This is a genomic window from Litorivivens lipolytica (genome assembly GCF_014191715.1).
In the GTDB taxonomy this organism is placed as follows: Bacteria; Pseudomonadota; Gammaproteobacteria; order Pseudomonadales; family Spongiibacteraceae; genus Litorivivens; species Litorivivens lipolytica.
Genome location: NZ_JACHWY010000002.1, coordinates 563,104 through 585,181 on the forward strand (window position 1 = coordinate 563,104; position 22,078 = coordinate 585,181).

Annotated in this window: 16 protein-coding genes; 10 read left to right on the top strand and 6 right to left on the bottom strand. The window is 56.8% G+C overall.

Going from position 1 to position 22,078, the window contains the following annotated elements:
• Window positions 1-243: 243 nt before the first annotated feature.
• A complete protein-coding gene (locus FHR99_RS10940) occupies window positions 244-2,403 on the bottom strand; it encodes a TonB-dependent receptor (RefSeq protein WP_183410687.1) in 2,160 nt (719 codons plus the stop codon).
• Between the two features lie 252 nt (window positions 2,404-2,655).
• On the opposite strand from FHR99_RS10940, the gene pgi reads away from it, so the two are divergent.
• Window positions 2,656-4,278 carry a glucose-6-phosphate isomerase gene (gene pgi / locus FHR99_RS10945; RefSeq protein ID WP_183410688.1) on the top strand — a complete coding sequence of 541 codons (1,623 nt, stop codon included), beginning with the start codon at window positions 2,656-2,658 and terminating at the stop codon, window positions 4,276-4,278.
• Here pgi and FHR99_RS10950 read toward each other — a convergent pair.
• On the bottom strand, window positions 4,275-5,177 hold the full coding sequence (locus FHR99_RS10950; RefSeq protein ID WP_183410689.1) for a LysR substrate-binding domain-containing protein: 903 nt from the start codon (window positions 5,175-5,177) through the stop codon (window positions 4,275-4,277). The two genes, pgi and FHR99_RS10950, sit on opposite strands and share 4 nt — an antisense overlap.
• Before the next feature lie 133 nt (window positions 5,178-5,310).
• Between FHR99_RS10950 and FHR99_RS10955 the strand changes: the two genes are divergently transcribed.
• The 5 genes from FHR99_RS10955 to FHR99_RS10975 all read left to right on the top strand — a co-directional run bounded on the left by FHR99_RS10955 (window position 5,311) and on the right by FHR99_RS10975 (window position 11,585).
• Window positions 5,311-6,726: an acetyl-CoA carboxylase biotin carboxylase subunit gene (locus tag FHR99_RS10955; RefSeq protein WP_183410690.1), complete on the top strand. Its 1,416-nt coding sequence runs from the start codon at window positions 5,311-5,313 to the stop codon at window positions 6,724-6,726.
• Window positions 6,727-6,757: 31 nt separating this feature from the next.
• On the top strand, window positions 6,758-8,563 hold the full coding sequence (gene oadA, locus FHR99_RS10960; RefSeq protein ID WP_183410691.1) for a sodium-extruding oxaloacetate decarboxylase subunit alpha: 1,806 nt from the start codon (window positions 6,758-6,760) through the stop codon (window positions 8,561-8,563).
• A 423-nt stretch (window positions 8,564-8,986) separates the two neighbouring features.
• Entirely contained in the window at window positions 8,987-9,469 is a 483-nt protein-coding gene (purE, locus tag FHR99_RS10965) for a 5-(carboxyamino)imidazole ribonucleotide mutase (protein ID WP_183410692.1), read from the top strand.
• A complete protein-coding gene (locus FHR99_RS10970; RefSeq protein ID WP_183410693.1) occupies window positions 9,469-10,569 on the top strand; it encodes a 5-(carboxyamino)imidazole ribonucleotide synthase in 1,101 nt (366 codons plus the stop codon). Before purE ends, FHR99_RS10970 begins: the two co-directional genes overlap by 1 nt.
• 95 nt (window positions 10,570-10,664) lie before the next feature.
• A complete protein-coding gene (locus FHR99_RS10975; protein ID WP_183410694.1) occupies window positions 10,665-11,585 on the top strand; it encodes an alpha/beta hydrolase in 921 nt (306 codons plus the stop codon).
• Window positions 11,586-11,659: 74 nt separating this feature from the next.
• Here the strand turns inward: FHR99_RS10975 and modF are convergent, their stop codons facing one another.
• The 3 genes from modF to FHR99_RS10990 are packed head-to-tail and all read right to left on the bottom strand — an operon-like array spanning window position 11,660 to window position 17,415.
• A complete protein-coding gene (gene modF / locus FHR99_RS10980; RefSeq protein WP_183410695.1) occupies window positions 11,660-13,114 on the bottom strand; it encodes a molybdate ABC transporter ATP-binding protein ModF in 1,455 nt (484 codons plus the stop codon).
• A gap of 48 nt (window positions 13,115-13,162) precedes the next feature.
• Window positions 13,163-16,258 (bottom strand): efflux RND transporter permease subunit, encoded by a 3,096-nt coding sequence (locus FHR99_RS10985; protein ID WP_183410696.1) that lies wholly within the window; start codon window positions 16,256-16,258, stop codon window positions 13,163-13,165.
• Window positions 16,255-17,415 (bottom strand): efflux RND transporter periplasmic adaptor subunit, encoded by a 1,161-nt coding sequence (locus tag FHR99_RS10990; protein ID WP_183410697.1) that lies wholly within the window; start codon window positions 17,413-17,415, stop codon window positions 16,255-16,257. Before FHR99_RS10990 ends, FHR99_RS10985 begins: the two co-directional genes overlap by 4 nt.
• Window positions 17,416-17,573: 158 nt before the next feature.
• Between FHR99_RS10990 and FHR99_RS10995 the strand changes: the two genes are divergently transcribed.
• From FHR99_RS10995 to FHR99_RS11010, 4 genes are read left to right on the top strand one after another with little or no spacing between them, the layout of a single operon-like run.
• Window positions 17,574-18,239 carry a hypothetical protein gene (locus FHR99_RS10995; RefSeq protein WP_183410698.1) on the top strand — a complete coding sequence of 222 codons (666 nt, stop codon included), beginning with the start codon at window positions 17,574-17,576 and terminating at the stop codon, window positions 18,237-18,239.
• A gap of 36 nt (window positions 18,240-18,275) precedes the next feature.
• Window positions 18,276-18,917: a glutathione S-transferase family protein gene (locus tag FHR99_RS11000; protein WP_183410699.1), complete on the top strand. Its 642-nt coding sequence runs from the start codon at window positions 18,276-18,278 to the stop codon at window positions 18,915-18,917.
• Window positions 18,917-19,885 (top strand): alpha/beta fold hydrolase, encoded by a 969-nt coding sequence (locus tag FHR99_RS11005; RefSeq protein WP_183410700.1) that lies wholly within the window; start codon window positions 18,917-18,919, stop codon window positions 19,883-19,885. The genes FHR99_RS11000 and FHR99_RS11005 overlap by 1 nt, the downstream gene beginning before the upstream one ends.
• A complete protein-coding gene (locus tag FHR99_RS11010) occupies window positions 19,882-20,910 on the top strand; it encodes an alpha/beta hydrolase family protein (protein ID WP_183410701.1) in 1,029 nt (342 codons plus the stop codon). Before FHR99_RS11005 ends, FHR99_RS11010 begins: the two co-directional genes overlap by 4 nt.
• Here the strand turns inward: FHR99_RS11010 and FHR99_RS11015 are convergent.
• Window positions 20,876-22,060, bottom strand: a complete 1,185-nt coding sequence (locus tag FHR99_RS11015) for an MFS transporter (protein WP_183410702.1) — start codon at window positions 22,058-22,060, stop codon at window positions 20,876-20,878. The genes FHR99_RS11010 and FHR99_RS11015 overlap by 35 nt on opposite strands.
• Window positions 22,061-22,078 lie beyond the last annotated feature (18 nt).

Here is a 22,078-nt window from a genome sequence, read left to right on the forward strand (position 1 = left end):
ATAACACGACTCAGATCGCCAGGCAGGTGAAACCTTATTTAATCGAACGGAAAACTGATATGGATCAATTCAGTCAAGGTGAAGCGAAATTGCGGGGAAAAGTGGTGAAATTGCCTTTACTCGACATATATTAGTTGGCAGGGGCTTAGCTGGGATTTTATGAGGAACGGTTCTCAGTGTATGCGGGAATTTGTCTCATAATGATGTGTCGCGCGCCTATGATGCGATGTCAAAGGCGCGGAATTACGGGTGCAGTCGCCATTCAAGCATGGCGCCAAGGCTGCGGGGCTCGCCATAGCGGCTGGCAATGCGATCGCCGGCTACCAGGGCGCCTTGTTCATTCAGGTCGTCGAGCAGGTTTCGGGCAAAGACAGAAAAGCTTAAACCTTCACTAAGGGTATAGCTGACCTTGGCGTTAACCAGCGTACGGGCGTCGGATTGCGATCGGGAATCATTGTCGGGGTCACTGTAAACCTCCGCCACATGGTTTGCGCTCAGGCTGGCGGAGAGCTTGTGCCAGTCGCGCAGAACGATACCCGCGCCAGCGCTGTATTCCGGTGAGAAGGGAAACTCGTTCCCGGCATAGTCTTCCCCGTCGTTTACAAACTCGTCAAATTCACTGTGCAGGTAGCCGAGTGAGGCAAACAATTCGAGGTGACTGGTGGCCTGCCAGCGCAGTTCCGTTTCAAGGCCGTAGTAGTGGGATTTGCCGGCATTGGTTGTGGTGGTTTCAAAGCCGGAAGTTTCCCCTATTGTGACCTGTTGATCGCGCCAGCGGGTGTGGAAGAGATTGCTTGCCAGCAGCAAGCCGTGGCCGGGCAGTTGCCAGCGAACAGCCAGTTCCCAGGTGCTGGTGTATTCAGGTTCAAAGGTGCTTACCGCACCACCGAAAAAGGAAATCGAGGTGCCGCCCGAGCGATAGCCTTCGCGATAACTGACCCCGAGCATCAGGTCATCCAGTAGATCCCAGGCCAGGGATACTTTCGGCAGAACGTCGGTAAAGGCGCCGTCGTCCGCGACGTCGTAGTCCGGGGGCACCAGACTCGGCGCGGCAAACACCAGTGCGTCGCTCATCTCATCGCTGAGGGGAATCACCGGAGCGCCGGGCAGCGGAGCGGTTAAGTCCAGGCTCAGGTCCGCGACACCGGTGTAAGCAAACTCTTCGCGGTTAATGCGCACGCCAGCCGACAAGCGCCAGCGCTCGGCAAACTGCCAGTCACCATCGATAAAAAAGGCGCCGGTCTGCACATCGCGGGTGCCGTTGATAAAGCCGTTTAGCAGCACGGTGCCGCCACCGGCAGCGACGTCGTAGCCGACGGTGCTGGTGGCCCGCTCTGAATCCGAGTAATAGAGACCAATAAAACCGTTGAGTTGCTCGCCCTGAAAACGCAGCCGCAATTCCTGGCTGGCGATGCGCTCGTCGATCGTGTTATCCGAGTAGCCGCCATCTGCTGCTGAGCGATCGAAGTCGATGATGTAGAGATCGTCGAGCTCGGTCCAGCCCGAGACCGACTCCAGTTGCCATCGCTCGCTCAGTACCAGTGATTGGCGAAGACTGTGCAGGATCGTGACATTATCCTGGCTGGTGCGAACGTTGGAGGTTTCCGTGCGCTCACCCTGAGAGGAATCGTGCAGGGGGTCGCCGAATTCGTTGCTGGAGCGCGATACGCGGTAGTCCAGTCGATAATGATCGAAAGTCGAAGGCAGCCAGGTGAATCCGGCGCGACTGTTGCGACGAATTTCTCGGCCTGCATCGTCTTCGTCGCGGGTAATGTTCTTTACGTCGCCATTGTCGTAGCGATCCTGATGGGAAACCCGAAAGCGCAGTGTGTCGCTCAGCGGTCCACCGGCAGCGATAGCATAGTCGTGACCGTCACGGCTCATGACGCCGGCGCGCAGCGCCAGATCCCAGTAGTCCGTCGGGTAGCGGCTTTCAAGAATGACCGCGCCAGCCAGACTGCTGCGCCCTTGGCTTGTGGATTGCGCGCCGCGAAAAACTTCCACCTGCTCCAGATCCCAGGCGGAAAGTGGGCCGGCAAAACTGGCGGCTTTGGCGGGGAGGGCGACGCCGTCGAGCAGTACGCTGATGGTTTCCCCTTCGCCGCCGATGCCGCCCTGCGGTACACCGCGAATCGCGATTTCGCGATCACCATTGGCCGACACCAGGTTGGCATAGCGGCTAACGATGTCTTTCATAGACGCGGCGGTACTGGCGGCGATATCCTCTGCGGATTCCACCACGACGCTGCTGACAGTTTCCGTTAGTGGTCGCGCGATCTTGTCGCCGCTGACCAGAACTTCCTCCAGCTTGGGTTGTTGGTCATTGGGTGTCGGGTCTTGCGCCAGTGTCAGTACAGGGGTGAGCAGCAGGCCGAAAAGCGGCAGGCGATGGGCTGCTTTCATCAGTGTCTCCGGGGAGTTCTCCATGTTGCCTGCCGGTGTGTCCCGGCTTGTGGCAGAATTGTGTCAGCGGCGGTATTAGACCACCGGCAATACGTAAAAGTAAATAAGAAGCGTTATCATCTTGCTTGTTTTCTTGCGGGCTGGAGTTTCAAGCTGTCGGGTTTTCCCGTCGCGAGCGTGCACGCCTTGTTACGCTTGAGTCGGGGGCATCTCGTTGTTTTTCAGGGCAGAAAAAGATAACAGGAAGTAGGAATGACAGATTTACAGTCGCTGTGGCAGCGCTTGCAGCAGAAGCAACAGGCGCTCAACGGTGTTCATATGCGAGATCAATACGCCGCCGACCCCACGCGCTTTGCGCGCTACTCGCTGCAGGCGGGTGAGCTGTTCCTCGATTATTCGAAAAACCGCATAGACGACGAAACTCTTGCATTGCTTTGCCAGCTTGCAGAGGCCAGCGGCGTGGCTGAAAAGCGCGACGCAATGTTTGCCGGCGAGGAGATCAACCACACCGAGGGGCGGGCGGTTTTGCATACCGCCTTGCGCGCGGCGCCGGATGCCTGTGTTGAATGTGAGGGGAATAATGTCATTCCGCAGGTTCAGGCGGAGTTGCAGCGGCTAGAACATTTTGTCACGGCGGTGCGCGCCGGCAGTATTCGCGGTGCCACGGGCGAGTTGATCACCGACGTGGTGAATATTGGTATAGGCGGCTCAGATCTTGGGCCGGCCATGGTTAGCGAGGCGCTGCGGCCCTATCGCGGAAACGGCCCGAACCTTCACTTTGTTTCCAATGTCGATCCGGTGCAAATGTCGGATACACTCGCCGAGCTCAAACCGCAAAATACGCTGTTCATCATCGTCTCAAAAACCTTTGCGACTCAGGAAACCATGGCCAATGCGGCCTTGGCACAAGACTGGTTGTTGGTGGCATTCGGCAGTCGCGATCAGATGCTGCAGCACTGTGTGGCGGTGACCAGCAATGCGCAGGCCGCGGGTGATCACGGCTTTGCCCAGGACCGCACCTTTCTGTTCTGGGATTGGGTCGGCGGGCGCTATTCCCTGTGGTCGAGTGTCGGTTTGTCGATTGCGCTGAGCGTCGGGATGGGTAACTTCCGAAAGCTGTTGGAAGGTGCTAGGGAAATGGACGAGCATTTTCGCTCCGCGCCGTTTTCGCACAATATGCCGGTGCTTTTGGCCGTGCTCGGTGTCTGGTATCGCAATGTGTGGGGCGCTGGTACGCACGCGGTATTGCCCTACAGTCAGCGCCTGAGTCGCTTGCCGGCTTACTTGCAGCAATTGGATATGGAAAGCAACGGCAAGTGCGTAAAGATGGACGGCAGCGCGGTGGAGAGTGCAACCGGGCCGGTGATCTGGGGCGAGCCGGGCACCAATGGTCAGCACGCGTTCTACCAGTTGCTGCATCAAGGCACGGACATGGTGCCCTGCGATATTCTGTTCGCGCTTGAGGGCGATACAGCCCATGTGGCCGAGCATCGAATGTTGTTGGCCAATGCGATTGCTCAAGGCGAGGCCCTGATGTGCGGTAAGACTGATGAGCAGTTGCAGGCTGAACTGGCCGCGTCCAGTCTTGAGAGTGAATCACTAGAACTACTTCAAGCTCACCGCAGATTCCCCGGAAACAAGCCCAGCAACGCTCTGGTATTCCAGAGTCTGTCACCCAAAGCGCTGGGAAGTCTGATCGCTTTGTATGAGCACAAGGTGTTCTGTCAGGGGGTGATCTGGGGGATTAATTCCTTTGACCAGTGGGGTGTGGAGTTGGGCAAGCAGTTGGCCAAGGGAGTGCTCGAAAAGCTCAATGAGGGGGCGGTGGTCGGTGAACCTGCCAGCCTGCAGGACTGGGTGCTGAGCGCGCGTTAATCCGGGTCCAACAAAAATTGGGTAAAGCGCTGGCTGACGGGCGTGAGTTGGCGTTTTCGAAAATGCACCACACACCAGGACCGCTTCAGCGGAAAGCCATCTACTGGCAGGCTGCGCAGCAATCCGTGTTCGATTTCTTGAGTGCAGGCGTCCAGCGGCAGAATGCTCACGCCGAGTCCCTCCATCACGCCGGCTTTGATCGCTTCCAGTGATCCCAATTGGTAAACGTGAGTCAGCTTCACCGCCTTGATCTGGGCAAACTCCTCAACCGCCAGTCGCGTACCTGAGCCGGATTCTCGCAACAGCAGGCGTTCCTGCGTTAATTCAAAGAAGCTTATGCTCTCGTTGTTGCTGAGCGGATGGTCGGCGCGTGCGACCGCTATCAGGGGGTTATCGCGAAAGGGAGTGAATTGCAGTGTGCGGTCGGGTGGTGGCGCACCGGTAATCACCAGTTCGTGCCGGCCTTCGTTTAATCGCTTCAGGGTGCGGGCGCGGTTGTCGATATCCAGCCGAATATCCACGCCCGGATTGCGTTCGCTAAAGGTGCTCAGTAGGCCGGGCAAAAAGTACTGGGCACTGCTTTCTGCGGCAATATTCAAGGTGCCCTGTACCTCACCCTTCAATTCCGCCAGCTCCATCTCCAGACTGACCAGACGCTGCTGCAAGTCGCGTGCGGCGCGCTCCAGTAGCAACCCGGCCGGGGTGATATTGAGCTGCTTGCCGATGTAATCAAACAGGGCCTCGCCCACGACGTTTTCTACCTGTCGGATCTGGGCGCTCACGGCGGGTTGGGTCAGAGCCAGTTCGTCGGCGGCCCGGGAGTAATTGCGTAGTCGGCAAACCGCCAGAAAGATTTCAATTTGGCGCAGGGTCAGGCGATGTAGGAAGGACGGGCGCACACGAGGCTCGCTGTTGGTCAGCTTAATATAAGTAAAGACTTATAGTTAATCACATTATTATCAATTTTTCCTTAAATGGCCGATCCGCTAGGGTAGGCGACTGAGTTGAGCTCCCTGTGAGAGGGCGGGAACCATGATTAAGAAGATACTGATAGCCAACCGGGGCGAAATTGCGGTTCGCATTGTGCGGGCCTGTGCCGAGATGGGCATTCGTTCAGTGGCGGTCTATACCGAGCCGGATCGCTACGCCTTGCACGTAAAGCGCGCGGATGAGGCTCACAGCCTGGGCAGCGACCCATTGGCTGGCTACCTCAATCCCCACCATATCGTGAACGTGGCGGTGGAAACCGGTTGTGATGCCATTCATCCCGGCTACGGTTTTCTTTCTGAAAACGCCGAATTGGCGCGAATCTGCAAGCAGCGCGGCGTGCTGTTTATCGGCCCGTCGGCCGAGGTGATTCACCGCATGGGTGACAAAACCCAGGCGCGGCAGGCCATGGTGGAAGCCGGTGTGCCAGTGACGCCCGGCAGCGAAGGCAACCTTTCGGATGTCGCGGAGGCGAAGAAAGAAGCCGAGCGCATAGGCTACCCGGTGATGCTCAAGGCGACCTCCGGCGGTGGTGGCCGGGGTATCCGCCGCTGCGATAACGAGGCGGAACTGGAGCGTAACTACGAACGGGTAATTTCCGAGGCGACCAAGGCCTTCGGCAATGCCGATGTCTTTATGGAAAAGTGCATCGTTAACCCGCGGCATATCGAGGTGCAGGTACTGGCTGACAGTCACGGCAATGTGGTGCATCTGTTCGAGCGGGACTGCTCCATTCAGCGTCGCAATCAGAAGCTGATCGAGATCGCCCCCTCACCGCAATTGACCCCCGAACAGCGCGCCTATGTGGGTGAGTTAGCGGTTACTGCGGCGGAAGCCGTCGGTTACGAGAACGCGGGGACGGTTGAATTTCTGCTGGCCGACAATCAAGTCTACTTTATGGAAATGAATACCCGGGTGCAGGTGGAGCACACCATCACCGAGCAAATCACGGGTATCGATATCGTACGCGAACAGATCCGCATCGCCAGCGGCTTGCCCTTGGGTTTTCGCCAGCAGGATATCAGCTATCGCGGCTATGCCCTGCAACTGCGAATCAACGCCGAAGACCCCAAAAACAATTTCCTGCCGAGCTTCGGCAAAGTGAGTCGTTACTACGCGCCGGGCGGGCCTGGGGTGAGGGTCGATACCGCCATCTACACCGGTTACGACATTCCGCCGTACTTCGATTCCATGTGTCTGAAGCTGATTGTCTGGAGCCTGCAGTGGGAAGACGCGCTGGATCGCGCCGTGCGCGCGCTCAACGACATGCGTCTGCAAGGCATTAAGACCACCGCGCCTTACTACCAGCAGATTCTGCAACATCCGGATTTTCGCTCCGCGAGTTTTGATACCAGCTTTGTGGATCAGCATCCGGAGCTGATGCAGTACTCGGAAAAAAGCCGGCCAGAGGATATTGCCCTGGCTATTGCCACCGCCATTGCCGCCTACGCCGGCCTGTAATTAATTTAGAAAGAGTCTTTTGGAGAACCCCATGAGCAAGCCTGTACAAATCACCGATGTGGTATTGCGCGATGGCCACCAGTCACTGATCGCCACCCGCCTGCGCACCGAAGATATGCTGCCGATCTGTGACAAGCTGGATCAGGTCGGTTTCTGGTCACTGGAAGTCTGGGGCGGCGCCACCTTTGATGCCTGTGTGCGTTTTCTGAAAGAAGACCCGTGGGAGCGCCTGCGTCAGTTGCGTGCAGCTCTGCCCAACACCCGCCTGCAAATGCTGCTGCGCGGCCAGAACCTCTTGGGTTACCGTCACTACGCCGATGATGTAGTGGAAGCTTTTGTCGCTAAATCCGCAGAAAACGGTATCGATGTGTTCCGCGTCTTCGATGCGATGAACGATGTTCGCAATGTGGAAACCGCGATCAAAGCAGTCAAAAAGAGTGGCAAGCACGCGCAGGGCACACTCTGTTACACCACCAGCCCGGTGCACACCGTCGAGGCCTTTGTGGAACAGGCCAAAGCTATGGCGGCGATGGGTTGTGACTCCATTGCGATCAAGGATATGGCGGGCCTGCTCACGCCCTATGCGACGGGTGAATTGATCAAAGCCCTGAAGGCCGAACTGGATCTGCCTATCTTTCTGCACAGCCACAGCACCTCCGGTCTGGCGCCGCTGTGCCAGCTGAAGGCGATTGAAAACGGCGTCGATCATATTGATACCGCGATCTCGGCCTTTGCCAGCGGCACCAGCCATCCGGCCACCGAATCCATGGTTGCGGCCTTGAAAGGCACCGAATACGACACCGGCCTCGATCTGGAGCTGCTTAACGAAATCGCGCGCCACTTCTGGGCGGTCAGAAAGAAATACCACCAGTTCGAAAGCGAATTCACGCGCGAAGATGTGTCGGTGCAGATCAATCAGGTGCCGGGCGGCATGATGTCGAATCTGGCAAACCAGCTGAAAGAGCAGGGCGCCTTGAATCGCATAGACGAGGTCTTTGCCGAAATACCGAAGGTGCGTAAAGACCTCGGCTACCCTCCGCTGGTTACGCCAACCTCGCAGATTGTCGGTACCCAGGCGGTAATGAATGTGCTGGCCGGTGCGCGCTACAAGACCATCACCAATGAGGTTAAGCGCTACCTGATGGGGCACTACGGCAAAGCACCCGCGGCGGTAGACGATGAACTGCGCCGCAAAGCCGTTGGTAGCGAAGACGTCATCGACGTACGCCCGGCGGATCTGCTGCCCGCAGAGCTCGATAAACTGCGCACTGATATTGGTGAGCTGGCAAAAAGCGAAGAAGACGTGCTGACCTACGCCATGTTCCCCGACCTCGGTAAAACCTTCCTCGAACAGCGCGCCGCCGGCACGCTTGAGCCAGAAGTGCTGCTGCCCATCGAACAAGCCGGTGGTCAGGCTGCAGCCGTTGGCGGTACTCCGACTGAGTTTGTGGTGGATGTGCACGGCGAAAGCTATCAGGTGGAAATCACGGGTGTTGGCGTAAAAGGCAAAGGCAAGCGCCACTTCTATATGACCCTCGACGGCGTGCCGCAGGAAGTTGTATTCGAAGCCCTGAACGAATATCAGGCCGAAGGCGCCAGCGGCCGCAAACAGGCCAGCCAGCCGGGTCATGTCACCACGGGTATGCCAGGGAATATTGTTGAAGTGCTGGTAGCTGTGGGGGATGAGATCAAAGCCGGTCAGCCCGTGCTGGTGACTGAGGCTATGAAGATGGAGGCTGAGGTGCAGGCGACGATTGATGGCAAGGTGGTTGCCATTCATGTGGCCAAGGGAGATCGGGTTACACCTGGGGAGGTTTTGGTGGAGATTGAGGGGTAGGGGTTTGGCGGGAGTCGCCTTCATTCTAGGTTTTTGATATTGCAGGTTTCGCCTGCTGGCGAGTTACTTCTTTTTGCATGCCCAAAAAGAAGTAACCAAGAAAAAGGGCACCCTGTTCCGCAGTCGGTTTACGCTACGCTCCAACCGATCCCTTGCGCGCTTCGCATCCGGCGGCGCAAACGGAAACTCGCCCAGCAGGGCGAAACCTGCAGCCAAAATTACCCGCCGATAACCAGCCGAGCGTCCGAAATACCCCAAAATGCTGCCTCCAGCGCCCAGCTGGTCTATAATCTCCCGCCTGTTTAATCGGGCCGCCCCAAAAAAGCACTGTTTCCGGTGTGAGCCCCACCCGTGATCGGGACAAATTTATACGGCGCGTCGGCCCTGCCGCTGCGCCGTAAGCCTTTTCTGGAGGGATGAACTATGTCAAAAGCCAAGGTTGCCGTGGTGATGGGCTCGCGCTCAGACTGGCCGACCATGAAACTCGCGGTGGAGCTGATCGAAGAATTCGGCGTTTCCGTGGAGGCTAAAGTGGTATCGGCGCACCGGACGCCGGAGCGGCTCTGCGAGTTTGCGACCCAAGCCAAGGATAACGGTATTCAGGTAATTATCGCCGGTGCCGGCGGAGCGGCTCACCTGCCGGGTATGGTGGCCTCCATGACCACGCTGCCGGTGGTTGCAGTGCCGGTCATGTCCAAGGCCCTCAATGGCGTCGACAGTCTCCTTTCTATTGTTCAAATGCCCAAGGGTGTCGCGGTGGCTACGCAGGCTATCGGCGAGCCCGGTGCGTTCAACGCCGGTCTGATGGCGGTGCAGATTCTGGCCCTGTCAGACCCTGAGTTGGCTAAGGCCCTGCAGGCTTGGAAAGACCGTCAAACTGATTCTGTTCCGGTAGAGGTAGAGTAATGCACGTCGCGATTGTTGGAGGCGGTCAGCTGGCGCGGATGACAGCGCTGGCCGGCATTCCACTGGGTATTCGTTTCAGCTTTCTGCTCGACAGTGGCGCCAACGCCGCCTGTGTTGAGCATCTGGGGCAGATAGTCTATCGCGATCAGGATGACACTCCCGAAGCGGTTTACCGCAAGCTGGGCGAGCCCCACGTTATTACCATGGAAAGCGAGCAGCTGGATGTGACGCTGCTGGAAGGGCTGGAAAAATGCGCGAAGGTTTATCCGCCTGTTCCCGGGTTTGCCAAGTGCAGCCACCGTCATAAAGAGCGTTTGTTGCTGGAAGGGCTGGGTATCCCGGTCGCGCCTTTTCGTTATTGCGAAACGCTGGATGAAGTCGAGGAAAGCGATTTCCCCTGTTTCGCAAAATCCGTCAGCGAAGGTTATGACGGCAAGGCGCAGGGCCGATTGAACTCGCTGGCGGAGCGCGATGCGCTGGCGGCCCAAGGTGATTTACGCGGCTGGCTGATCGAGAGCGCGGTTAATTTTGACTGTGAAGTCTCCAAAGTCGTGGTGCGCAGTCGCAGTGGCGAGATCAAGTGTTATCCGACAGTGCGCAACACCATGAAAAAAGGCGTTCTTGCGAGCTGCTATGTGCCGCTTGAACCCTTGTCAGACAACATCGAGCAGACCCTGACCGACTACGCTGAGCGCATTGCCAACGGCTTGGAATACGTCGGCGTGCTGGCGATCGAGTTCTTCCTGGTGGGCGAGCAGGTGATTGTTAACGAAATCGCTCCACGTGTTCACAACAGTGGTCACTGGACCATGGGCAGCGGCTGCGTGGATCAATTCGAAAACCACTTGCGGGCGATTACCGGCCTGACACTGGGAACTACGCAGCCTATAGGTGCCTCCGGCATGGTTAACCTTCTGGGAACCAAAGCCGCACCCCACGCGCTACTGCCCTCTAACGGTCGCCTGAGTTGGTACAACAAGGCACCGCGACCGGGCCGTAAAGTGGGTCATGTCGCGTTTACCTGTGCAACGACGGAAGAGCTGCTTGAGGCCATGCAACGGTTCGAGCAGGCTCTGGCGGCTTCTGATTTGTCAGACTAAGTGCATTAATACCAGCGTGCAATTTAGGCCCTTCAGGCTATTGCACAGCCCTGTTCACTCGCGATAATGGTGTTTTTTTGCGAGAGATCAGAATAATGCACCTCGACCAAGTCCACCCCGAAATCCAGCGCAACATGCGCTGGATGCCTACCATCCCCGTTCACTTGGCGCCCGTGCGCTGGCTGGTTGCAAAACTGGCCGGGATGATGCCCGGTTTCAAAGGTGACGACGACATCGCAGTGGAATGGATTAATCACAACCATTCCCAAAGCAAACTCTACCGGCCCCGCAAACCGCAATCCGATGTTGCCCTGTTGTGGATTCATGGCGGCGGCTACCTGTTTGGCCACGCCAATCAGGACGACAAGCTGGTCCAGCGGATTATTAAACGCTTGGGCATTACCGTGATTTCGGCCCACTACCGTATGGCACCGGCGGATAAATTTCCCGCCGCACTTGATGATTGCGCGGCAACCTGGCGTTGGTTGCAGGCCAATGCGGCCGATTTAGGGATCGATCCCAAACGCGTGATTATTGGTGGCCAAAGCGCCGGCGGTGGCTTAACGGCGGCACTGGCTCAGCGTTTGTATGACGAGGGCGGCGTTCAGCCCATGGCGCAACTGCTGTTCTGTCCGATGCTGGATGATCGCACCGTGCTGCGAAATGACCTCACCGAAGAAAAACACTTTATCTGGAACAATCGCAGCAACCGCGCTGGCTGGCAGTGTTATCTTGGGCAGGAGCCGGGTCTGCCTGACGTGCCCGAGCATTCCGTCCCCGCGCGCCGTAAATCCCTTGCCGGCTTGCCTCCGGCGTGGCTGGGCGTTGGCAGTATCGATCTGTTTGCGGATGAAGATTATGCCTATGCTGAACGCCTGCAGGCCGACGGTGTTGAGTGCGAGCTATACGTCACTAAAGGCGGTCCGCACGCCTATGAATCATTCTTCCCTGATACCGAGATGGCCAGAGCGCATTGGGAGTCAGTGTTTCAATTTATTGAACGGATAATTCGGTAACGCACGACTTGCCGAAGTACCGCTCTAATTGAATGACGCGTTGGCTGCTTCCCGGTGCTGAAGTGGCTTTGCCGCTAGTCCCGTATGGTGTGCGTTATGTTGTACCGCACTTCATCGAGCTCGACAGGTACGAACTCAAGGGTGTGTTTGATGCACGCCAGTGTTTCATCCTCGCGGTGTGAAACCAGCAGCAGGGTGCTGCCACTGGCGGCGATCAGCTTTTCAACAATCTTCAACACATAAAAGCGGTTGAAGTCATCGAGGCCTTCGGTGGGTTCGTCCAGAATAATCAGTGGTGGCTGCTTGATCAGCGCCCGGGCAATCAGCAGCAGTTGTTGCTGGCCCATAGACAGACTGCGAAAAGGCGCGTTGGCCTGTTCCCTCAGTCCGAGTATATCCAGCCAGTGCAGACCGAGTTCCCTTTCTTTTTCACCGACGGCGGAATACACGCCAATGGAATCGGTTAAGCCAGAAATCACTACGGTCAGTGCACTGGCCGATGCCCGGTAATCACGGTGTAGGCTGCCCGAAACATAACCAATGTGTTTTTTGATCTCCCAGATACTTTCACCGCTGCCGCGTCGAAAGCCGAGAATTTCCAGATCATTGCGATAACACTGCGGGTGATCGCCGGTTATCAGTCCGAGTAGCGTGGATTTACCGCTGCCGTTCGGGCCGTGAATCCGGGTGTGCTGACCGGGCTGTAATTGCCAGTTGAAGTCGCGAAACTGGAAGGTGTCACCGTACTGCACGAAGGCATTGGTGAAGACGAGCAGTGGTTTTTCGTCGGGCCAAGACGGTAACTGAAATTCAGGATTGCGTGGAGGCAGTTGCGGGAGCGATTTGCGATGACGATCCAATTGCTGCCATACCGACTCCAGTTCTTCGGGGCGAGGGCCTTGGTAGAGCATTTTGCCCGCATCCAATAGCGCAACATGGCGGCATTCATCAATCAGTTGCGCGCTCTGGTTAACCACCAGCATTAGCCATTGTCCCTGTAAGACCAGTGCATTCAGTGATTGTTTTAACTGGGCATAGCTTTGCTGGTCCAGGCCTTCGAAGGGCTCATCGAGAATCAATAAATCCGGCTTCTGCAGTAGTGCACAGGCGAGCAGCGCGCGACGTCCTTCACCACTGCTGAGCCGCCGGTATCCCCGATCCAGCAGCGCACTAAGGTTCAGGGTTTCGCAAAGTTGCTTGTGGGTAGGTGACCAGGGCGCGATTTCTTCCAGCAATTGGCGGACGGTGCGTCCTTCATCGATCTCGTTGGTGAGATCGCTTTCATCCCGGTACAGCTCGTCTTCGTAAAGTGCCTGCTGGGATTCCAGCGACACCCACAGCACGCGCTCTGGCAAGCCGGTGATCTCGCCCTCTGCGCTCAACTCGCCACTCAATACCTGTGCCAGTGAGCTTTTACCGGACGCGTTGGTTCCGAGAATCCCCCAGCACTCCCCCGGTGGAATCTGCCAGTTGATCTCACTGAGAACCGTTTTTCCGCCAAGAGTGAGCGAAATGTTGTGTAACTGCATACCTGAATCCGCAACCTGTACAAAGGAGCGGATTCTACCATGCGATTTTTATTGAGAACTTGCAGTCGTGCTGGAAAGGCGCGCGCTTGCGCGTGAGATTAGCGCGTCGCCCATGAGGTAAATACAGGGCACGAAAATCAGCGTGATAAAAGATGCTGTCAGTACGCCAAAGGCTAGCGCGACGACCATCGGCTTCAAAAACTGCGCCTGGATTGAGCTTTCCATCATGATGGGGGTTAGCCCGATAAAGGTGGTCATGGATGTGAGCACAATTGGCCGGAAGCGATCCCGGGCGCCTTGTAAAACAGCATCCATCGCGTCGCGTCCTTCGGTACGAAGGGTGTTGATGCGATCGAGTAGTACCAGATTATCGTTCACCACCACACCGGCACAGGCCACCATACCCAGCACCGAAAACATGGCCAGTTCCTGACCCAGCAGCAGGTGGCCGAGCAAACCTCCCATAAATCCGAAGGGAATCGCCGTCATAATAATGACCGGCTGCCAGTACGACTGGAATACGATAGCCATCAGGCCATAAATCAACAACAGTGACAGCAACATCAATTGCGCTGTGCGATCGAGGAACTCGGATTGCTGTTGTTGCTCACCTTCTTTCTGTACCGTTGCTTCGGGGAAACGTGACTCCCATTGCGGATCGTTTAGCAGAGCACCAAGTACCGCGCCGGCGCTGAAACCCGGCTGTAGGTCGGCAGAGACACTCGCTACCCGTTGTCGGTCAATTCGATCAATGGTGGTGTATCCGTCGACAAAGTCGAGTTCGGCAACCGCCTGGAAAGGGATTTCACGGCCGTCGGCAGTCCGTATCTTCATATCGCGCAGGCTGTGAATGGATTCTCGCGATTCTCGCGGATAGCGCACCATAACCCTGACGTCTTCACGCAGGCGCGGAATGCGCTGCACCTCCTCGCCGTAAAACCCCTGCCTGACCTGTCGGGCAACGTCACGCAATTGAATGCCCAGAGACTCGGCGCGGGGTTTCAAATCCAGTGAAATTTCTGCCTGAGGGTTGGCGAGACTATTGCGGACATTGAACACCCCGGGGTAGCGCGCGAGTTCTGCTGCGATCGCATCAGTGGTCTCGCGCAAGCGTTCAACGTCGTCGGCCACCACCTGTAGCTCAATGGCTTTTCCGAGTGGAATAATGGTAAAGGCGATATCAACATCCTTGGCGTTGGGCAACGGGCCGATCAGCTCTTGCCACTGGTCTCTCAATGTCTGAACGGGCTGGTTGCGTTGCTCGACGTTCAGCAGTTCCAGTGTCGCGCGCACGGTATTGTTGTAGGCAGCAGCCTCGATACTGCCAGCGTAGGACAGATCGCTGTTATCGTTCAGTTCCGCTTTGATGTCCTCGGCAGCGGCGATCATGCGTTCCATGGTGCGCTCGACCTCAGAAAAGGGAACGCCTTCTTCCAGCGTAACGTTCGCAACCAGATGATCCCCGGGAACCCGCGGGAAAAAACTGGCTTTCATCCAGCCGCCGATCAGGAAAGACAAAACGATCATAAACAGGGCGATGAAGCCCGCCACCGTGATACCGCGGCGATGGATGCAGGACGCCAGTAGAGGCTGATAGATGCGATCACCAACCGCATGCAAACCCTTGGAAAAACGCTGGCGAATGTTACCGAGACCACGCTGCCAGGCAAAGCGCCCGGGTTGTTCCGGTTTCATGCGCGCCAGGTGAGCGGGCAAAATCATGGTGGATTCAAACAGGGAAAAGGCCAGTGCCAGCATCACCACATCGGCGAGGTTCGGTGGCTCGGCGGCTTCTTCCGGCAAGAAATAAAAGGGTACAAAAAACAGCATGGTCGAGATCACCGCAAACCACACCGGTTTCATAACGGCGCGCGTGCCATACCAGGCGCCTTCCGCGCCGGGCTTGCCCTGTTCCTGTGCGCTGTAAATGGATTCGCCAACGATAATCGCGTCGTCGACGACGATACCGAGAATCAGAATAAACGCGAACAGGGACACCATATTCAGACTGGTGCCCAATACCGGCAGCAACCAGATCGCACCGAGAAAAGCGACGCCAATCCCGGCGCTAACCCAGATTGCCAGTAGGGGGCGAAGAAACAGCAGCAGCAGAATAAACACCAATACCAAGCCGCCAAAGCCGTTGCTGAGCAGGGTATTCATACGTTCCCCAAAGGGGATCGACATATCTCGCCACAAGCGGAGTTCCACACCGGGTGGCAGCGTAGGTGTGATCTGTTCGACGTAGTTGCGCACCGCGGCGCTGGTCTTCAGTACGTTGGGGCGAGTTGTGACGTACACGTCGACGGAATAAGAGGGCTTGCGATCAAATAGCCCGATAACATCGATTTCTTCAAAGCCATCGATGACGGTCGCGACATCGGCTACCGTCAGTTGAGCACCGTCGATCTTGCTGCGCAGAGGAATCTGTTCAAACTCCCGTGCGGTGTAAGCCTGTCCGCGAATCTGAATCTGCAGATCACCGTCATCGGTACGGATCTTACCGCCGGGCATGGTGACAGAAGTCTGCCGCACAGCCGTAGCGACATCGTCGAAATTCAGCCCATACTGACGCAGGGCCGCTTCCGAAATCTCAATGGCGAGCTCGTCGTTGCGCGGTGTCCTCAGTTCGACCAGTGATACTGCAGGCAGTGCAGAAAGCTCCTCGCGAATGGTCTCTCCCAGCTCTTTTAACTGCGCTTCTGGCAGCTCGCCGGACAGTGTCAGGCTGATCATGCGGCTGCGCCACAAGCGCTCGCTGATCAAGGGGCGCTCGGTCTCAGCGGGGAAGGTGGTAATCCCTTCGACTCGGGTTTTGATATCGTTCAGCAGTCGCTGAGAATCTTCACCGCTGGCAATATCCACCACCACGCTGGCTTGGCCCTCGCGGGCGGTTGACCGCATCTCTTCAATGCCGTTGACATCGGCGATGGCTTCTTCAATTCTCAGAACGATCTGTTTTTCAACTTCGCCGGGATTGGCGCCGGGATAGTTAACGGTAATGGTGATCTGATTCAGCTTGCGCTGCGGGAAAAACTCCTTGTCGAGTTGCGGCAGCGTGGTGATGCCGCCGAGAAAGACCAGCAGCATGACCAAGTGAGCGGCAATCGGGTTGTGGATAAACCAGCGGGTAACGCTGCTCATAGTTGCTGACTCGCGGTCTGTGCGCTTTGGGGCAATCTCGGTAACAGGGCCATGCCCGGAACCGGATTGGCGAGGTAGGAGGTAACCAGTCGCAGCGGCTGATCATCGGGCAGTTGAATGGCAACCTTATCACCTGAAGCTTGCAGTACCTCGACCTGTTGAATCGTCAGGCGGTTATCCTCGTCGAGCAGCCACAGGGTATCGCGTGGGTGGAGTGCAGCTTGTGGAATGATCGCAACATTGTCGAGTGCCTTGCTGGGCAGACTGACTTCCACAAATTGACCGGCCAGCAACGCGTCGGGGCCACTAAAAGGCTGATCTATCTCAACCATGGCCGCGAGCTGGCGGGTATCTGAATCGAGGCGTGCGCCGCTGCGAACGAGGCTGGCTTGTCGCGTCAGCGTCTTGTTGCCAAAGTGCGCTTTAACTTCCACATCAACGGGGCCGTCAGCGGCCAGCGGCAGTGCCAGCAAACGCAGCTGACGTTCGCTCAACGGCAAGGCAATTTCGCCGACGCTGGCGTCAAAAATACTGGCGACAGGTGTGCCGGGAGACACATATTGGCCAAGGTTGGCCTGGAGGTTGTACAACCGGCCATTAAAAGGAGCGTGGATGCGGGTGCGCTGGAGATTTAACTCGGCTTTGCGCAGATCGGCCTCGGCGGCGGCCACGGCAGCTTCCATCGCTTTCAGTTGTGGTTTGCGCAGAAACAGGTCATTGGCTTCCCGACTGCCGAGGTCGCGCCACTCGCGCTTGGCCTGTCGGGCGCGACCTTTCTCGAGCGCCAGTGCCTGTTCGGCATCGGCGAGTCGCGCCTTGGCGCGGACGACTTCCGTTTCGTAGTCGGCAGGGTCTATCTGAAGCAGCATCGTCTCGGCTGAAACAGAAGCGCCATCCGCAAACGCGGGCATCACACTCACTATCCGCCCACTGACTTCAGCAACCAGATCGATATCTCGCTTGGCGGTGAGAGTGCCTTCACTTTGGAGTGTAATAATGCTGGTTTGCGGTTGCAGAGACAGAATGTCCACGCTGGGCACTGCAGCCGCAGCGACCGCTTTCGGCTCAGGAGCAGGCTTGCCATTGGCGATGACGAAGGCAGTCGCAAAGCCTCCCGCCAGAATGAGCAGGGGAGTGAATCGTTTCAGCATCGACATCAGTCTATCGGTTCCCGTCTGTTATGGTTGTCGTACCTGCTTTGCAGCATGCGAGTAGTCTATGGCTTGGTTGCGCAACAAATGATATAAAGATAATATATTAATACATTTAAATGTCGAGCGCTGTATTACGTGCCGCCAGCAACCTTGGATTGCGTATGAATGAAATTCTCTGGCTCCAGTTTGCCCATATTGTTGCCTTTGTCTACTGGCTAGGTGGGGACCTCGGAACCTTTGTCGCCAGTCGCTACGTGGTCAACCGCGACATCGGGGTTGAGGCGCGCGCCATTGCCCTCAAAATCATGCTGGCCTGCGATCAGGGCCCGAAAATGAGTATGCCCCTTATTCTGCCGCTGGGTATGCACATGTCGGTCTCCATGGGTTTGGTGCAGATTCCTACTTGGGCTTTACTGGTCGTCTGGTTATTGGCCGCCGTTTGGTTGGGCAATGTCCTGGTACTTTATTTTAATGAAGGTAAAGCCTTTACTGCGCGCCTGAGCCAGTTTGATCTGTATTTTCGTATTGCGGTCGTCATCGCCTTGACGGTATTTGCGGTCATGGGGCTGTTGGATCAGGCACCGATTTTTGCGGATTGGGTGGCTTGGAAGATCCTCGTTTTTGCCGCCCTGGTGTGCTGCGGTATCGCCATTCGAATCAATCTGAAACCCTTTGTGCCGGCTTTTGTAAAGCTGATGAGCGAAGGCCCGAGTGAATTGGTCAACAATACCATGGCCGATTCTGTTGCGCGTTGCCGCCCGTGGGTCTGGATAATCTGGCTAGGCTTGTTTGTTAACGCCGCCTTCGGTGTTCATTTGATTGGCTGATCTGCGCAGGCAGAAACGTTCTTTTTGGAGACAGCAATGAAACTCTACAGCGTGCCTCATTCGCCTTACGCATCCCGCATACGTATTCAGATCCTCGCCGGTAAGCTGCCGATCGAGGTCGCCGCTCCGGAGGGGGGCTTGGGGTCTGAGTCCTTCAAAGCGATGACTCCCACGGGGAAGGTGCCGGCGCTGGAGGTGGATGGCAGTACGCTGGTGGAATCTGCGGCGATCATGGAGTTCCTGGAGGAACGCTTTCCAGAGCAGGCGCTCATGCCCACGGACCCATTGCAACGTGCCTGGCTACGCAGTGTCGGGCGTTTTACCGACTTGGATCTAGCGCAGGCGCTATTTCCGCTGTTTCTGGAACTCAAGTTGAAAAGCGGCGACAGCGAAGCCATTGCCAAAAATCTCGACGCACTCAAGGCTCGCCTGGCGACCTTAGAAAAGTTTTTGAGCCAGCCGCTGGCACCTGCCTTGTCAGAGTTTGGGTTTCTCGACTGCCTGCTTGCCCCAACCTTGTTTTATGTGGTGAAAGTGCCGGCGATCTTCGGTGAGGCCGATATACTGTCGGCAACGCCACTTTTGAAGCAATGGTGGCATGCTGCGGCGGAGCGAAAACAGGTTGCACCGGTGCTGGATGAGATGAGTGCCGGGCTTGCCGCCATGATGGGCAGCTGATGGCTACCTTGCTGCGCTGGTTCGGGCGGGCTGTGTTGGCACTGTGTCTGCTGGTGCTGGCATATATGCTGTTCGCGCTGGTGGCCTATCGTGATATCCCCACAGACGTTCTGATCGAACGCTACGCTGATGACAATCTTGCCTTTGCCGACGTTGATGGCAATCGCATCGCCTACCGCCTTGATGGCCAGCCGCTGGGTAGTGCCCCCGTCGTCGTTTTGATTCACTCGCACTATTTCAATTCAAGGATGTGGGATGCCTGGATTCCACATTTGAGTGATGCCTTTACCTTGCTGCGCTTTGATATGACGAGTCATGGCCTCACCGGTCCGGAAGCGAATAACGATTACAGCATGGTGCGGGATATTGCGCTGATGGAAGGCTTATTTGAATCGCTGTCACTCGAGCGTTTTAGTCTGGTGGGGTCTTCGTTGGGTGGAAATTTCGCTTTTCACTACGCCGCACGCCACCCCGAACAGGTTGAGCATCTGGTGCTGATCAATTCAGGTGGTCTGAAGCGAAAGCAGAGCAGCAAACGCAATGCGAAGGCCATCCCGGAGTGGTTCTACCGCGTATTCTATTTCGTACCCGAGCTGGCTTACCGCCGATTTATTGAATGGATGGTTTACGACCCCTCCATCGTGAGCGATGCGCTGGTTGAAGAATTTCACGCCATGTTTCGGCGCAGCGGCAATCGCCAGGCAGAGCTCAGCCGTATGCGCAGCTTCGATGTGGGCGAGCCGGCGCCAGTACTCGCTCAGGTTCGCGCTCCCGTGTTGATAGTGTGGGGTGAAAATAATCCGCAATTGCCGACGGAGCAGGTGCCTCAGTTTGCGCGATTGTTAGTGTCTTCGCCGCGAGTCGTCAGCAAAATACTGCCGCAAGCTGGACACTTGCTGCCCGTGGAAAAACCTGAACAAAGCGCCAAGTTGACGCGCCGCTTTTTGCTCCAGGGAGATATCGAATGAAGCGAAGGGTGGTCATTCTACTGGCGTGCCTGCTTGCCGCTTGCGGCAACGAGCCGGCAGAAAAGCCGCCGTTTTCGCCCTTGTCTGTTGATTCAGAAGTCCTCGCCCGGACCTTGCCCGGCTATTCCACTGGCAGCTATCGTTCCGAGGTTGTGGATGGGCTCGTACTGGAAGCGCCGGAGCTGGCGAACGCTGAATTGGTTTTGCGTATCTGGTATCCGGAAGCCTTTGATGGCGAAAGCCCGGTCGTTATATTCTCGCACGGCAATTGGTCGGATCGCGAAAAGTATGATCGCCTTCTCTCTCATTGGAGTAGTCATGGCTATACGGTGATTGCAACGACTCACCTTGATGGCCGTAGTATGGCGCGCGGCATCTTTAACAGTCTGCGCTATGGTCAGCTTGGGCTTATTGATGCCCGGGTACAGGATATTCAGTTTTTGCTCGACCATCTTTCGGTGATCGAAGCTGAACTGGAAGAATCGATTGGTTCAGCGCTTACCTTTCAAAAAGACCATGTGGTTATCGCCGGTCATTCCTTTGGTGCGTTTACTGCCCAGCAGTTTGCTGGGGCCATCGCGTCCGATGAAAACGTGATATCGCGAGCGAGTGACGACCGGGTTGCCGGGGTCATCGCCATTTCCCCGCCGGGGCCCATGTTTGATGCGATCCATGAAAAAAGCTGGGAAAACATGCAAGGCCCGGTGTTGGTCACCACCGGAACCTGGGATAGTAATCCCCAGTTCTGGCCCGACTGGCGAGCCCACCTGATGTCGTTTGAAACGTCACAGCCGGGCGAGCAGTACGCGTTAGTTGTTGAAGGTGCGGATCACTATCTCGGCAATCTGATCTGTCGCCCGGAGCGGGAGGCCGAGCCGCAAACCGATGCATTGGCGATGGTAAACAGCGCCAGTGTGGCGTTTTTGAATTCGGTATTGAAAGCCTCAGACGACAACCTAGCTCAATTGAGTGCCGGGGCTATTAGCGATCTTACGGATGGTTTTGCTGACTTTCGGAAACGTTAGCCTTCATCTGCCCCAGCACCCACGCAATCATACACAGCGCGACGGCGGTTCCCAGTAACCAGGACAGGTGATAGCCCAAGGTGCTCAGGGCAAAGCCGGCCGCCAGTGGACCAAATACCCGCCCCCAGGCGGCGCTTGCGGAAGTGGTTCCCAGCATGCGCCCGCGGAGGTGGATAGGTGTGCGATGGGCGACCAGTGTGTTGAGTACTGGCGTGCATACGGTGCCGCCACTGACAATCATGAAGAAGGCGAGCACAATGACCATCGCGCTATCGGCACTGGCGGCGACCACATAGCCCGTCGCCATCAACGAGGTGCCGATCAACAGTAGCTTGAGTTCGCCGAGCCATGTCACCAGCCGCCCAATCAGGCCAGCCTGAAGCATTGCCATGGCCAACCCCTGTGCACCAAACACCATGCCGACTTCTCTCGCACCCCAGCCCAGCATATGGCCGACCCACAAGGGGAACAGGTAACTAATAGCCGTGTGGCAGCTGTTATTGAGAAAGTACTGCAGCGCCAATAGGGTATTGCCGCTCTCTTTTAGCATGGTGAGCAAGGATTGTTTTGAACTCGCGGCTCTTTGCTCCGCCTGATCCTCTCGCTGAGCGCGAGTAAGGGATTCGGGGAGAAAGATCGCACCGGCAATCAGCGCCGCAAAAGACAGCCCGGCGGCGACCAGTGCCGGCACCATAAATTCGCCATTGGGCCCTGCCAGCACGCCACCGAGGAAGGGGCCGATCACCATGCCCAGGCCGAAGGCGGCGCCGATAATGCCCATAAATTTTGCGCGCTCTTCCGGCTTGCTCATATCGGCGACCATCGCCGAAGCTACACCGAAATTACCGGCCATAATGCCCGCAAAAATACGCGACACGAACAGGGTCAGCAGCGTGGTGGAATAGGCCAGCATGATGTAGGACAGCCCTGCACCCCCTAGGCAAATCAGCAGAACCGGTTTGCGGCCAATCTGATCGCTCAGCTTTCCCCAGTAAGGTCCGCACAGTCCGCCGAATACCGAATAGATTGCGAGCAGCAGGGCAATATCCATGGCATCGCCGCCTAGCTGCGGTGCCAGAAAGGGCAGAATCGGAATGATGATGCCGAAGCCAATCAGGTCGATCAGGACAGTAGCGAACAGAATGGGCATAAGTGGTTCCGGAAAAAA

Excerpts from the sequence above, each read along its gene's own strand:
- pgi (WP_183410688.1), top strand. The coding sequence starts at position 2,656 with ATGACAGATTTACAGTCGCTGTGGCAGCGCTTGCAGCAGAAGCAACAG.
- purE (WP_183410692.1), top strand. The coding sequence starts at position 8,987 with ATGTCAAAAGCCAAGGTTGCCGTGGTGATGGGCTCGCGCTCAGACTGG.
- FHR99_RS10995 (WP_183410698.1), top strand. The coding sequence starts at position 17,574 with ATGAATGAAATTCTCTGGCTCCAGTTTGCCCATATTGTTGCCTTTGTC.
- FHR99_RS10975 (WP_183410694.1), top strand. The coding sequence starts at position 10,665 with ATGCACCTCGACCAAGTCCACCCCGAAATCCAGCGCAACATGCGCTGG.
- FHR99_RS10990 (WP_183410697.1), bottom strand. The coding sequence starts at position 17,415 with ATGTCGATGCTGAAACGATTCACTCCCCTGCTCATTCTGGCGGGAGGC.
- FHR99_RS11015 (WP_183410702.1), bottom strand. The coding sequence starts at position 22,060 with ATGCCCATTCTGTTCGCTACTGTCCTGATCGACCTGATTGGCTTCGGC.
- modF (WP_183410695.1), bottom strand. The coding sequence starts at position 13,114 with ATGCAGTTACACAACATTTCGCTCACTCTTGGCGGAAAAACGGTTCTC.
- FHR99_RS10955 (WP_183410690.1), top strand. The coding sequence starts at position 5,311 with ATGATTAAGAAGATACTGATAGCCAACCGGGGCGAAATTGCGGTTCGC.
- FHR99_RS10985 (WP_183410696.1), bottom strand. The coding sequence starts at position 16,258 with ATGAGCAGCGTTACCCGCTGGTTTATCCACAACCCGATTGCCGCTCAC.
- FHR99_RS11010 (WP_183410701.1), top strand. The coding sequence starts at position 19,882 with ATGAAGCGAAGGGTGGTCATTCTACTGGCGTGCCTGCTTGCCGCTTGC.
- oadA (WP_183410691.1), top strand. The coding sequence starts at position 6,758 with ATGAGCAAGCCTGTACAAATCACCGATGTGGTATTGCGCGATGGCCAC.
- FHR99_RS11005 (WP_183410700.1), top strand. The coding sequence starts at position 18,917 with ATGGCTACCTTGCTGCGCTGGTTCGGGCGGGCTGTGTTGGCACTGTGT.
- FHR99_RS11000 (WP_183410699.1), top strand. The coding sequence starts at position 18,276 with ATGAAACTCTACAGCGTGCCTCATTCGCCTTACGCATCCCGCATACGT.
- FHR99_RS10970 (WP_183410693.1), top strand. The coding sequence starts at position 9,469 with ATGCACGTCGCGATTGTTGGAGGCGGTCAGCTGGCGCGGATGACAGCG.
- FHR99_RS10940 (WP_183410687.1), bottom strand. The coding sequence starts at position 2,403 with ATGAAAGCAGCCCATCGCCTGCCGCTTTTCGGCCTGCTGCTCACCCCT.